We start from the raw sequence: 12,941 nt of genomic DNA on the forward strand, positions 1-12,941 counted from the left end.
GTGGATGCCTTGGCGGTCAGAGGCGATGAAGGACGTGGCAGCCTGCGAAAAGCGCGGGGGAGCTGGCAACAAGCATTGATCCCGCGATGTCCGAATGGGGAAACCCACTGCGCAAGCAGTATCCTGCAGTGAATACATAGCTGCTGGAAGCAAACCCGGAGAACTGAAATATCTAAGTACCCGGAGGAAAAGAAATCAACCGAGATTCCCTAAGTAGTGACGAGCGAACGGGGACTAGCCCTTAAGTCGAATGAGTTTCAGCAAAACGACCTGGAAAGGTCGGCCATAGACGGTGACAGCCCAGTATGCGAAGGGGCTCATTCGATGAAATCGAGTAAGGCGGGGCACGAGAAACCCTGTCTGAACATGGGGGGACCATCCTCCAAGGCTAAATACTCCTGACCGACCGATAGTGAACCAGTACCGTGAGGGAAAGGCGAAAAGAACCCTGGTGAAGGGAGTGAAATAGACCCTGAAACCGTGTGCGTACAAGCAGTCGGAGCCCGCAAGGGTGACGGCGTACCTTTTGTATAATGGGTCAGCGACTTACTGTTCGTGGCGAGCTTAACCGTATAGGGGAGGCGAAGGGAAACCGAGTCTGATAAGGGCGCATAGTCGCGGGCAGTAGACCCGAAACCGGGTGATCTAGTCATGCCCAGGGTGAAGGTTGAGTAACATCAACTGGAGGCCCGAACCCACTCCCGTTGCAAAGGTAGGGGATGAGGTGTGATTAGGAGTGAAAAGCTAATCGAACCCGGAGATAGCTGGTTCTCCTCGAAAGCTATTTAGGTAGCGCCTCATGTGAATCTTCCTGGGGGTAGAGCACTGTTATGGCTAGGGGGTCATTGCGACTTACCAAACCATGGCAAACTCCGAATACCAGGACAGAATGCATGGGAGACACACGGCGGGTGCTAACGTCCGTCGTGAAAAGGGAAACAACCCAGACCCACAGCTAAGGTCCCAAATTTCGTGCTAAGTGGAAAACGATGTGGAAAGGCACAGACAGCCAGGAGGTTGGCTTAGAAGCAGCCACCCTTTAAAGAAAGCGTAATAGCTCACTGGTCGAGTCGGTCTGCGCGGAAGATTTAACGGGGCTAAGCACGGAACCGAAGCTTGGGGTGCACACTTTGTGTGCGCGGTAGAGGAGCGTTCCGTAAGCCGATGAAGGTGGATTGAGAAGTCCGCTGGAGGTATCGGAAGTGCGAATGCTGACATGAGTAACGATAATGCGGGTGAAAAGCCCGCACGCCGAAAGCCCAAGGTTTCCTTGCGCAACGTTAATCGACGCAGGGTGAGTCGGCCCCTAAGGCGAGGCAGAAATGCGTAGTCGATGGGAAGCTGGTTAATATTCCAGCACCTCGCGTAAGTGCGATGGAGGGACGGAGAAGGTTAGGTTGGCCGGGCGTTGGTTGTCCCGGTGAGAGAGTTGAGGCGGTCCCCTTAGGCAAATCCGGGGGGGCAACGTTGAGACTAAGGACCAGCCCATTAGGGCGAAGCAACCGATATCACGCTTCCAGGAAAAGCTCCTAAGCTTCAGCTTACGCAGACCGTACCGTAAACCGACACAGGTGGGCAGGATGAGAATTCTCAGGCGCTTGAGAGAACTCGGGTGAAGGAACTAGGCAAAATAGCACCGTAACTTCGGGAGAAGGTGCGCCCTTTTTGGTTAATAGCTGAGAAGGGCCGCAGTGACCAGGCCGCTGCGACTGTTTATCAAAAACACAGCACTCTGCAAACACGAAAGTGGACGTATAGGGTGTGACGCCTGCCCGGTGCCGGAAGGTTAATTGATGGGGTCAGCCGCAAGGCGAAGCTCTTGATCGAAGCCCCGGTAAACGGCGGCCGTAACTATAACGGTCCTAAGGTAGCGAAATTCCTTGTCGGGTAAGTTCCGACCTGCACGAATGGCGTAACGACAGCGGCGCTGTCTCCACCCGAGACTCAGTGAAATTGAAATCGCTGTGAAGATGCAGCGTTCCCGCGGCAAGACGGAAAGACCCCGTGAACCTTTACTATAGCTTTACACTGAACGTTGAGTTCTTCTGTGTAGGATAGGTGGGAGGCTATGAAACGCAGGCGCTAGCTTGCGTGGAGCCATCCTTGAAATACCACCCTGAAGTGCTTGACGTTCTAACCTGGGTCCGTAATCCGGATCGGGGACCGTGTATGGTGGGTAGTTTGACTGGGGCGGTCTCCTCCCAAAGTGTAACGGAGGAGCACGAAGGTACGCTCAGCGCGGTCGGACATCGCGCACTGTGTGCAAAGGCATAAGCGTGCTTGACTGCAAGATCGACGGATCAAGCAGGTACGAAAGTAGGTCTTAGTGATCCGGTGGTTCTGTATGGAAGGGCCATCGCTCAACGGATAAAAGGTACTCCGGGGATAACAGGCTGATACCGCCCAAGAGTTCATATCGACGGCGGTGTTTGGCACCTCGATGTCGGCTCATCACATCCTGGGGCTGTAGTCGGTCCCAAGGGTATGGCTGTTCGCCATTTAAAGTGGTACGCGAGCTGGGTTCAGAACGTCGTGAGACAGTTCGGTCCCTATCTGTCGTGGGCGTTGGAGATTTGAGAGGGGCTGCTCCTAGTACGAGAGGACCGGAGTGGACGAACCTCTGGTGTTCCGGTTGTCACGCCAGTGGCACTGCCGGGTAGCTATGTTCGGAAGCGATAACCGCTGAAAGCATCTAAGCGGGAAGCGCGCCTCAAGATGAGATCTCCCGGGAGCTTGACTCCCCTAAAGGAACCATCAAGACCAGGTGGTTGATAGGCAGGGTGTGTAAGTGCAGCAATGCATTGAGCTAACCTGTACTAATGATCCGTGTGGCTTGACCATATAACCTCAAGTGGCCTTGGACTCGACGATACGTCGACGACATTCGCCTGACTCGCTACTTTTCCACCCCATGCAAGCTGGCGCTCATGCGCCGCTTCACCCCCTTGTCCAGTGACCATAGCGGTGTGGTCCCACCCGATCCCTTTCCGAACTCGGAAGTGAAACGCACCCGCGCCGATGGTAGTGTGGCTTAAGCCATGCAAGAGTAGGTCATCGCTGGACATTTATCCCGAACGCCCCGTCCCAAAAGGACGGGGCGTTCTTCTTTGCGCCAAACATAATCCGAAACATTATCGCCGCAGCGACCTGCGGGCCGCGGACCTGAGGTTTGCGTTGGGGGTTCCCGGTGCGCTAGTGCCGGTTAGATGAGCCGAGAATCAAGGCAGCCGCCGAGTGCATCCGGTTGCGATCAAAACAACGACGGCGCTGTTTCATCCGAGTCCGAATCGGTTTGCGTGCGCACCCATCCGCCCGCGCCATACGCGGCGGGCAAGGTCGGTTTGATCGGCCGCGTGCGCGCTTGGCGATGAGCCAGTTCCGCCATGACCTTGAACTGCCGTTCGCGCTGGAGCCAGAGCTCCTCTCCTGAATCCCGTACCTGCTTGCGCGTGGTCACCGCATCCTCTTCCAGGCTCGCTTCCGGGATGTTCGAGAAGGGAATGCGCATCGGTGCGGCGTCCTGCGTGACGGCATCCTGCATTGCACCGAAGTACAGCGTGTTGTTGCCGTAGCGCCGGTTGATGGAGTCCAGCGTCGCGCTCAGCGCTTTCGCGCGGCCACGCGGCTGGAGGAGTTCGTGGGTCACGGCGTCACGAGCTTGAAGGTGCGTCAGGGTCACGGCCACGGACAGCGGCGGATGACGACGCGACCGGACACGCCCTAATCGATCCGTTCCGCGAAGCGCCTCGAGTTGTTCCCCCAGCAACCCGAGCAGCGTCGGCGTATCGTCCAGCGCCGCGAAAGTCATATCGCGTTCGAAGCGTTCTTCCACGCCGACGAAGCGAATCCGGATCGACAGGCCGCCGGCCACGAATCCCTCGTGCCGCAAGCGCATCGCGGCCTTGGCGAGCAGCTTGAACAGCACCGCTCGCGCACCATCGAAGCTGCGCAACTCCGGGCCGAGCACATGCGAATGGCCGAGCGAACTGCGCTGCTCGGCGGGTCGTGGCAGTTCGTGCCCACGGAGCTGCAGCCAATAGCGTTCGCCTTCCACGCTGCCCCAGGCCAGACGCAACTGTTGTCGCGATGCCGCGCACAGCTGCTCGACGGTGCGGATGCCGGCACGAAGCAGGCGTTGCTCCATCGAAGGCCCGATGCCACAGAACTCGCGCAGGGCAAGACCATGCAGCGCATGCGGAAGATCGGCGTCCTCGAGTACGGTCAATCCGTCCGGCTTCTGCATGTCGGACGCCGTCTTGGCGAGGAAGCGATTGGGCGCGATGCCGATCGAGCAGCGGATGGCGGGGCTCAATCCCTCGTCGACGAACCGTTGCTTGATCCGTCGCGCGATGGCCTCGGCGTTCTCACGCCGGCGCTCGCGTCCGATCAGCCAGCATGGAACTTCGTCGATCGACTCCGCCTTTCCGTGCGGGATGCAGTCCTCGATCGCCGCCATCAGCCGATGGTGCATGGCCACGTAGCGCGCGGGGCGCGCTTCGCGCAGCGTCAGGTCGGGGCATAGCTCCAGCGCTTCCCACACCGGCGTACCGGTTTTCACGCCGAACGCCTTCGCTTCGTAGCTGGCGGCGATGCAGCACGTGGTCGCCGACATCACGGGTACGACCGCGACGGGACGTCCGAGCAGGGACGGATCGTCGTACTGCTCGACCGACGCGAAGTACGAATTGAAGTCGACGAAAAGGCAGCGCAGGGTCATCGGCAATACCCGCCGGGTCGGACGGGGAAGTCAGTCTCGCAGCGCGCGGGCGCAGCCGCGCGCGCGATTCCATTGTCGCGAGACCGGGTCTCAGCGTGCGAGACGGCGGCGAGCCCTCAGAGGACGGTCGGCGGTTCGCCGCCGACGATCACCACATCGGCCGGACGACGCGCGAACAGGCCCACGCTGACCACGCCCGGGATCTGGTTGATCGCCTGCTCCAGGCCGACGGGATCGACGATGGACAGGCCGTGGATGTCCAGGATCACGTTACCGTTGTCGGTGACCACGCCCGCACCATCGGCGGATTGACGCCACACCGGCTGGCCGCGCGTCATCGCCTGGATCTCGCGCGCCACCAGGCTGCGTGCCATCGGAATGACTTCCACCGGCAACGGAAAGCGTCCCAGCACATCGACGCGCTTGCTCGGATCGACGATGCAGACGAAGGTCTGGCTCGCCTCGGCGATGATCTTCTCGCGCGTCAGCGCCGCGCCACCGCCCTTGATCAGCCGCTTGTGCGGATCGCATTCGTCCGCGCCGTCCACGTACAGCGACAGCGTGCCGGTGGAATTGAGATCGAGCACCTCGATGCCGTGCGCGCGCAGGCGCTGCGTGCTCTGGTCCGAACTCGATACCGCACCCTTGATGCGATCCTTGATCCGCGCGAGCGCATCGATGAAGAAGGCGACGGTGGAGCCGGTGCCGACGCCGACGATCATGCCGTCCTCGACGTACTCGATGGCTTTCTCGCCGGCCAGGCGCTTGGCTTCGCTCATTTCATGCAACCGTGTTTGGGAATTCGGGGGAGCTGGCGCGCGTCATTCCAGCGACAGCAGGTACTTCCACTGCGCCGCGGAGACCGGCAGCACCGACAGGCGATTGCCGCGGCGGATCAGTGCGAAGTCCTCGCCCAGTCGCGCGGCATGCTGCTTCATCTCGTCCAGCGTGATCGTGCGCGAGAACTTGCGCTCGAACGCGACGTCGACGAGGAACCAGCGCGGCTCCTCGCGCGTGCTCTTGGAATCGAAATAGACCGACTTCGAGTCGAACTGGGTTTCGTCCGGATACGCCTTGCTGGCGACGGTCGCGGTGCCGACGATGCCGGGCACTTCGGTATTGGAGTGGTAGAAGAGCACGCCGTCGCCGACCTGCATCCCGTCGCGCATGAAGTTGCGCGCCTGGTAGTTGCGCACGCCGTTCCAGGGTTCGGTCCGCACGCGCTCCAGATCGTCGATCGAGAACGTGTCGGGTTCGCTCTTCATCAGCCAGTAGCGGCGTCGGGCGCTCATGCGGGTGTCCTGCTGCAGTCGAGCGTGGTCGATTCGGTGCACACCGCGTCGAGGGCGACGTCCCAGTCCTCGCGGTCGAGGCGGTCGACGCGTTGGACGTCGAATGCCGCTCCGACCAGCCACGGCGGCGCAGGGCGCGTGTGCCGGGTCGCGAAGCTGCGATCGTACCAGCCGCCGCCCATGCCGAGCCGGTGGCCGCGCTCGTCGAAACCCACGAGCGGCGCGACGACCAGGCATATCTGCTCTGCATCCAGCAGCGATGTCGGCGCGATATCGGGCTCGGGAATGCCGTGCTGGTTGCTGACCAGCGCATCGCCGGGACGCCAGGGCGCGAAACGCAGGCGACCGTCTTCGTGCAGCACGGGCAGGCAGTAGACGCATTCAGCGGGAAGCTGCAGTTGCCACACATGCAGCGCGATCTCGCCGTCCGTGGCCCAGTAGCCGGCGACATAGCCCGACTGCGGCGCGAACGGCAGGGTCAGCAGCTTCGAGGCCAGCGATTCGGCAGCGGCGATCCGCTGCGAAGCGGGCAGCGCGCGGCGGCGTTCGCGGAGTTCACGGCGCAGCGCCGAGCGGTCAGCCGTCATGCGGCGCGGGATCCTCTGGTGCGGTCGGCGCGATCGCCGGCGGGTGAACGGGGCATCGTGCAGTGAACCGGACGCTGGAAAAGATGCGGGCGCGATTCCGCGCCCGAACCGGGACCCGGCCCGCGGGCCGTGATCGTGAAAGGAAGTCCTCCGCCAATGGCGATGCTTGCGAAACGACCTTGAACCCGGGGTTCAAGTGGGGACGCTTGGATGCCGTCGGGCTTCCCGCTACGAGGCGGACTTGCACTCCGGGCCTCCGCCGCGCCCCCGTGGTCGTCAATAAGGGACAAGGCGAATGTTTGCGCACGCTGTCGCGCACAGCAGAGGACGTGGACGAAGTATAGCGCGACGACCCCAATGGGTGTGCCCGCTCGTCGGCACGGTATGCGGAACGATTCAGCGCGATATGCGCAACGTCGAATGCATCAGCGCGCGGGCGCGTCGAACAGGTCGTCGAGGCGTCGGTGCAGATCGCTCAGCGTGCGCGTGAGATCGCGATCGCGCGTGGCGTTCTCGTCGCGGATCTGCTGCAGATCGTGCGCGAGGTTCAATGCAGCAAGCACGGCGACGCGATCGAGCGCGGCCATGCGGTTGTTGCCGCGCACCTCGCGCATCTTGCTGTCGAGCAGCTTCGCCGCGGACAGCAGGCTGTCGCGTTCGCCCGGTTCGCAACCCACTGTGTATTCGCGGTCGAGCAGGCGGATGCTCACCACTTCGCTGGTGCTGCTCATTGCATGCTCACGTGTGCTGTTCCAGCGATTTGAGTCGCGCGATCATCGCCTCGACCCGCGTGCGTGCCTGCTCGTTCTTCGCCAGCAGCGTGGAGCGTTCGCCCATCAGCTGTTCCTGCTGCTGGCGCAGGCTGCGGTTCTCTTCGCTGAGCCGGCGCGAACGCTCGGCCAACTGCTCGACACGGTCGACCAGCGACTGCAGTTGGGCGAGGAGTTGGGCCTGTTCCATGCCGGGCACGATAGCAGGGCCCGGGACCGGGTCAAGGCCACGCCGCGGGGCGTCCGGCCAGCGGCCGGACCGGTTCAGGAAACCGTGCCGACGGTCCCACCGCTGGTGGGCACCGAATGGGGCGTCCACGCACGGATGAAGGACAGGCAGCTGGCCGCTTCCAGCGGACGCGCGAGCCAGTAGCCCTGGATCTCGTCGCAGCCGCGTCCGCGCAGGAACTGCATCTGCGCTTCCGTTTCCACGCCTTCGGCGATCACGGTCAGGCCGAGCGAATGCGCCATCGCGATGACCGTCGTGGTGATCGCCTCATCGTCGGCGTCGCGGGTGAGGTCGCCGATGAATTCCTTGTCGATCTTCAGCGTGTTGATCGGCAGGCGCTTGAGGTAGGCCAGCGAGGAATAGCCGGTGCCGAAGTCGTCGATCGCCAGGCCTACGCCGAGCGCGCGCAGCGCATCGAGCGTCGCCGAGGTCTGCCCGGCGTTGGCCATGATCACGCTCTCGGTGAGTTCCAGCTGCAGCATCTCCGGCGGCACGCCGCTTTCGACCAGTGCGCGCGCGACCTGCTTGGGCAGGTTGCCGCGCAGCAGCTGCAGCGAGGAGACGTTGACCGCCATCGTGAGCTGGTCCAGTCCCTTCATGCGCCAGCCCTTGAGCACCGAGCACGCTTCGCGCAGCGCCCATTCGCCGATGTCGAGGATCAGGCCGCTCTCTTCCGCCAGCGGGATGAACTGCGCCGGCGAGATATCGCCCAGCTCCGGGCTGGTCCAGCGCAGCAGCGCTTCCACGCCGGTGATGCGCGACTGGTCCAGCGACAGCTTGGGCTGGAACACCAGGCGCAGTTCGTTGCGATCGAGCACGCCGCGCAATGCGGCGGAGATCGTGGCGCGGCCGCGGATCTCCACGTCCATCGCCTCGGTGTAACGCATGAAAGTGCGACGTCCCGCGGCCTTGGCCTGGTACATCGCGGTGTCGGCGTGCTTGAGCAGATCGGTCGGCACCAGCGCGTGGTCGGGATACAGGCTGATGCCGATCGACGGTGAGATCACCACGTCGTGGCGCTGGTCGATGTCGAGCGGCGTTTCGAACGCGAGCAGCACATCGCGCGCGACCTGTTCGGCCTGCTCGACCTGTTCGAGGTTCTCCAGCAGAACGGTGAACTCGTCTCCACCCAGGCGCGCGACCGTGTGCTGCGCGCCGACCGCCTGCTGCAGGCGGATCGCGGCCGCGCGCAGGATGCGGTCGCCGGCGGCATGGCCGAGCGAATCGTTGATGTCCTTGAAGCGGTCCAGGTCGAGGAACAGCATCGCGATGCGGCTGTTCTGCCGGCGCGCGCGCACGATCGCACGCGACAGCCGTTCCGACAGCAGCGCGCGGTTGGGCAGGCTGGTGAGCGTGTCGTAGTTGGCGAGGTAGCGCAGTTCCTGCTCGGCGCGCTTCTGGTCGGTGATGTCGCCCAGCACCGCGACGTAATGACCGTGCTGGCCGCCGGCATCGAGCACTTCGCTGCCCTGGAACCAGCACAGGAACTCGTCGCCGTTCTTGCGCTGCTGCCAGATCTCGCCCGACCAGCGCCCGTTGCGGCGCAGTTCGCCGCGCACGTGCTGGTAGAACGCGGGATCGTGCTGTTCGCTGTCGAGCAGGCGCGTCGGACGGCCGATCACTTCCGCGTCGCTGTAACCGGTCATGCGGGTGAACGCAGGATTGACCGAGACGAAGCGGAACTCCTGGTCGAACACCGCCACCGCTTCGATCATGCTGTTGAGCACCTGCCCGGCGATGCGGCGATCGCGCTCGGCGCTGCGGCTGGCGGTGATGTCGCGCGCGGTGCCGGCCACGCGCATCGCACGACCGTCAGCGTGGCGCTCGACCACACGGCCGCGTGCGCGCATCCACACCCACTTGCCGTCGGGCTCGCGCACGCGATGTTCGGACAGGTACAGCGCCGCTTCACCACGCAGATGGCGCTTGAGCTTGGCGATCGCGTGCGGCATGTCGTCGGGATGGATCTGCAGATTCGCATCGACCAGCGTCTGCACGCCGAGGTCCGGCGTCAGGCCGGCCTGGTCGTCTGCGCGCGTGCGGCGCAGCACGCGGTTCTCCAGATCGTAGTCCCAGAACTGTTCGCCCGAGGCCCACAGCGCGAGCTTCAGGCGCTCGTCGCGTTCGCGGATCTGCGCGAAGTAGCCGCGCTCGCGTCGGCGATCCTGGTGGCGTCGCCACGCCAGCGCGCCGATCAGCGCGAGCAGCACGACCACGCCGGCCGCGATCACCAGAGGATGCCGCCACAGCGGCGGCGCCACGGTGATCGGGATCTCCAGCGTCTGCGGATTCCACGAACCGTCGCGGGCAGTCACCTGCGCCTGGAAGGTGTAATGGCCGTACGGCAGGCGTGTGTAGGTGATGTCGGACTGCGCACCATTGTCGATCCAGTCCTTGTCGAAGCCATCCATCCGGTAGCGGTAGCGCAGTCCGGCGGTCGGCGCGAAATCCAGTGCGCCCACGCGCAGGCGCAACAGGCCCGCGCCTTCGTCGAGGTTGAGTTCCTTCGGCTGCCACAACGCACGCGGATCGGCGGTGGCCTGGTTGCCGACCCACGCACCGAGCAAGCGCAGCGGCGCGGTGTAACCCGAGTCGCGCATCTGCCGCGGATCGAACAGGTTGAGTCCGCGCACGCCACCGAACACGATGCGTCCGTCGCTGAGGTGCGCGACCGAGCCGCCGTGGAATTCCAGGTCCTGCAGGCCGTCGGCGAGGCCGTAGCTGCGCGTGCGCTCGCTGCGCATGTCGTAGCGCAGGATGCCCGCCGCGGTACTCAGCCACAGGCGACCCGCCGGGCCTTCGGCGATGGAGAACACCACCGGCACCTGCGTGCTGCTGAGCGTGCCGGTCAGCGGATGGGTGAAACGGATGCGATCGTCGCCGCCTTCGACGACGCGGCTCAGGCCGGCATGCGTGCCGACCCACAGCGAACCATCGTGCGCGAGGTGCAGCGCGCGCACGCGGTTGCCGGACAGGCTTTCCGGATCGTTGTTGTCGTGGCGGAAATGACGGATCCGCCCCGTCTTCGGATCGAGCATGTCGAGGCCGTCGCCGGTGCCGAACCAGACATGGCCGTGACGATCCTCGGCGATGGCGTGCACGACCGGATAGCTCAATCCGCTGGGGTCGTTCTCGCGATACGGGTAGTGCTGTAGTTCGCCGGTGTCGGGACGGTAGCGGTACACGCCGAAACCGTGGCTGCCGATCCACAGCGTGCCGTCGCGTCCGGCCGCGAGTGTGCGCAGCGGCGTGCGTCCGAGTTCCGGCACCGGTTGGTGTCGCGCGGTGCGGCGCTGCGGATCGAGCCGGTACAGGCCCGCGTCGGTCGCGACCCACAGATCGCCCGGGTCGGCCGGCGCGAAGCCGGTCACGTACGGTGCGCGGCCGTCCTCGCTGAGCAGACCGCTGAGGTCGTCGAAATGATCCTGCTTCTGGTCGTAACGCAGCAGCCGTGCGTTGTCGGTGCCCAGCCACAGCGCGCCGTCCTGAGCCTGTACGACCGCGCGGATGCTGTCGGCCGAGGCCGGACTGTCGGAGCGGCGCGGGCGTTCCAGGTTGAACACGTAGCGGAAGCGCGTGCCGCGCGGATCGGCCACCGCGACGCCGCGGAACTGCCCGCCGACCCAGAGCATGCCGCCGCGGTCGACCATCAGCGCATTGACCGAATCGTCCGGCAGGCTGGCGTCGATGCCCGGTTCCTCGCGCACCTCCTCCGCCTGGCCCGTCACGGGATCGAAGCGGCGCAGTCCGTAGCCATACACCGAGAACCACAGCTTGCGGTCCGGCGCCTGCGCGATGGCGCGCACCATCGGCACGAATCCGGCGTCGACGGGATCCTGCGGCCACATCCGCACCAGCTCGCGGCCGTTGCTGTGCAGGCGGAACAGACCATCGCGCCGGCCCAGCCACAGCTGGCCGCCGTGATCCTGGAACAGGCTGGTCACGGCGATGTCGGGACCGACGCGTTCCAGTGCGCTACCGCCGTCGAGCCGGTACAGGCCGAGCGGGCCGGCGTACCAGCCCACGCCGTCGCGCGTGGCGAGCAGGGTCTGCCGGCTCGCCGCGCCCTGGACCTGGCTTTCCAGCGGCAGGACCTTCTCGCGCTTGCCGGTTTCGGGATCGAGTCGCTCCAGCCCCGCCACCGTGCCGACCCAGATCTGGCCGCGGTACGGCAGGACCGCCATCACCTGTCGGTGCGGATGGCTGGGCGCGGATGCGGCGTAGCGGCGGATCTGGCCGTTGCCCAGATCGAGGCGGCTCAGGTATTCGGAGTAAGTGCCCACCCACAGGGCGCGGTCGCCGTCCAGCGCGAGCGCGGTGACATTGCTGTCGGGCAGGCTGGCCGGATCGCGGGGATTGTGGCGGTAGGGCAGGTAGCGCTGGCCGTCGTAGCGGTGCAGGCCGCCCTGCGTGGCCACCCAGACATAGCCCTGTCCGTCCTGGGCCAGGGCGGTGACGGTGTTCTGGGTCAGGCCGCGTTCGCTGCCCAGACGCGAAAAGTAGAAATCGCGGGTCGCCGCCACGGCCGAGGGCGCCAGGGCCACCATGAGGGCGAGGACCGGGCCGGCGAAGCGGGCGATGCGGAGTGCGGAAGAAGAATGCGGACGCACGGACATCCATGGCTGGGGCGCGGCAGTGACCAGTGTGTAGGCAGGCGTTCGCGCCGGCAACAACCCTTCGGTTGTTACACTGCCCGCAATCCCCCGTTCCGACGACCGTGTCCGAAATCGAACTGCCCGACCTGACCGCGATCGAGGCCGAGAGCCGCCAACTGGCGCTCGCCGCTTCGCCCTTCGAACTGCATGGCGCCCTGTGCGGCTGGCTCGCCGGTGGCGGCGGTTCCGTCCGCGAGTGGCCCGCCAAGGTGCTGGCCGACGACGCGCTGCCGGCGCCCGTCGAAGGCGGTGCGCTGGACGAACTGCGCAAGGCCAGCGCCGCGCAACTGGCCGATCGCAGTTTCGACTTCGCCCTGCTCCTGCCCGAATCCGACGCCAGCCTGGCCGAACGCAGCGGCGCGCTGTTCGAGTGGTGCCGCGGATTCCTCGGCGGTTTCGGCCTCGCCGCCGGCGCGCGCCCGCGCCTGTCGGAGGAAGGCACCGAGGCACTGGGCGACCTCGCCAAGCTCGCCGGCGCGCAGGCGCAGGCCGATGGCGACGAAGAGGACGAAGAAGCGCTGGTGGAGATCGAGGAATTCGTGCGCGTCGCGGTGCTGCTGTTGCACGGCGACTGCGTGCTCGCCGCGCAGCATCGACAGAAGTTGAACTGATTAGCGGGAAGGGATCCGGGTCGGCGGATTCGATCCGGGGCATCCCGTGAATCCCGGGCCCGAACCATCAATCACGTCCG

8 protein-coding genes, 2 rRNA genes and 1 other RNA gene (1 of these 11 cut by a window edge) are annotated in these 12,941 nt (G+C 64.8%); 3 read left to right on the plus strand and 8 right to left on the minus strand.

The window, feature by feature from the left end; all coding sequences use genetic code 11:
- Positions 1-2,841 (plus strand): 23S ribosomal RNA (locus tag FOF45_RS09600) (it extends 23 nt beyond the left edge of the window).
- Positions 2,842-2,948: 107 nt separating this feature from the next.
- Positions 2,949-3,063, plus strand: a 5S ribosomal RNA gene (rrf, locus tag FOF45_RS09605).
- A 187-nt stretch (positions 3,064-3,250) separates the two neighbouring features.
- Here rrf and FOF45_RS09610 read toward each other — a convergent pair.
- The 8 genes from FOF45_RS09610 to FOF45_RS09645 all read right to left on the minus strand — a co-directional run bounded on the left by FOF45_RS09610 (position 3,251) and on the right by FOF45_RS09645 (position 12,205).
- Positions 3,251-4,717: a Y-family DNA polymerase gene (locus tag FOF45_RS09610; protein WP_158984291.1), complete on the minus strand. Its 1,467-nt coding sequence runs from the start codon at positions 4,715-4,717 to the stop codon at positions 3,251-3,253.
- Between the two features lie 116 nt (positions 4,718-4,833).
- A complete protein-coding gene (gene rpiA / locus FOF45_RS09615) occupies positions 4,834-5,496 on the minus strand; it encodes a ribose-5-phosphate isomerase RpiA (protein ID WP_158984292.1) in 663 nt (220 codons plus the stop codon).
- 42 nt (positions 5,497-5,538) lie between these two features.
- Positions 5,539-6,009, minus strand: coding sequence for an EVE domain-containing protein (locus FOF45_RS09620; protein ID WP_158984294.1), 471 nt, complete (start codon positions 6,007-6,009; stop codon positions 5,539-5,541).
- The gene (locus FOF45_RS09625; RefSeq protein ID WP_158984296.1) at positions 6,006-6,596 is read right to left on the minus strand and encodes a 5-formyltetrahydrofolate cyclo-ligase; all 591 of its coding nucleotides are present in this window, start codon (positions 6,594-6,596) and stop codon (positions 6,006-6,008) included. Before FOF45_RS09625 ends, FOF45_RS09620 begins: the two co-directional genes overlap by 4 nt.
- A gap of 143 nt (positions 6,597-6,739) precedes the next feature.
- Positions 6,740-6,926, minus strand: a non-coding RNA gene (gene ssrS, locus FOF45_RS09630) — 6S RNA.
- Positions 6,927-7,021: 95 nt separating this feature from the next.
- Positions 7,022-7,327: a cell division protein ZapA gene (locus FOF45_RS09635; protein ID WP_158984298.1), complete on the minus strand. Its 306-nt coding sequence runs from the start codon at positions 7,325-7,327 to the stop codon at positions 7,022-7,024.
- A gap of 7 nt (positions 7,328-7,334) precedes the next feature.
- Positions 7,335-7,556: a TIGR02449 family protein gene (locus FOF45_RS09640; protein WP_158984300.1), complete on the minus strand. Its 222-nt coding sequence runs from the start codon at positions 7,554-7,556 to the stop codon at positions 7,335-7,337.
- A gap of 74 nt (positions 7,557-7,630) precedes the next feature.
- Entirely contained in the window at positions 7,631-12,205 is a 4,575-nt protein-coding gene (locus FOF45_RS09645) for an EAL domain-containing protein (RefSeq protein WP_158984302.1), read from the minus strand.
- A 116-nt stretch (positions 12,206-12,321) separates the two neighbouring features.
- On the opposite strand from FOF45_RS09645, the gene FOF45_RS09650 reads away from it, so the two are divergent.
- Positions 12,322-12,861, plus strand: coding sequence for a UPF0149 family protein (locus FOF45_RS09650; RefSeq protein ID WP_158987407.1), 540 nt, complete (start codon positions 12,322-12,324; stop codon positions 12,859-12,861).
- Positions 12,862-12,941 lie beyond the last annotated feature (80 nt).

Source organism: Lysobacter panacisoli (genome assembly GCF_009765165.1).
Classification (GTDB): Bacteria; Pseudomonadota; Gammaproteobacteria; order Xanthomonadales; family Xanthomonadaceae; genus Lysobacter_J; species Lysobacter_J panacisoli.

Excerpts from the sequence above, each read along its gene's own strand:
- FOF45_RS09610 (WP_158984291.1), bottom strand. The coding sequence starts at position 4,717 with ATGACCCTGCGCTGCCTTTTCGTCGACTTCAATTCGTACTTCGCGTCG.
- rpiA (WP_158984292.1), bottom strand. The coding sequence starts at position 5,496 with ATGAGCGAAGCCAAGCGCCTGGCCGGCGAGAAAGCCATCGAGTACGTC.
- FOF45_RS09620 (WP_158984294.1), bottom strand. The coding sequence starts at position 6,009 with ATGAGCGCCCGACGCCGCTACTGGCTGATGAAGAGCGAACCCGACACG.
- FOF45_RS09625 (WP_158984296.1), bottom strand. The coding sequence starts at position 6,596 with ATGACGGCTGACCGCTCGGCGCTGCGCCGTGAACTCCGCGAACGCCGC.
- FOF45_RS09635 (WP_158984298.1), bottom strand. The coding sequence starts at position 7,327 with ATGAGCAGCACCAGCGAAGTGGTGAGCATCCGCCTGCTCGACCGCGAA.
- FOF45_RS09640 (WP_158984300.1), bottom strand. The coding sequence starts at position 7,556 with ATGGAACAGGCCCAACTCCTCGCCCAACTGCAGTCGCTGGTCGACCGT.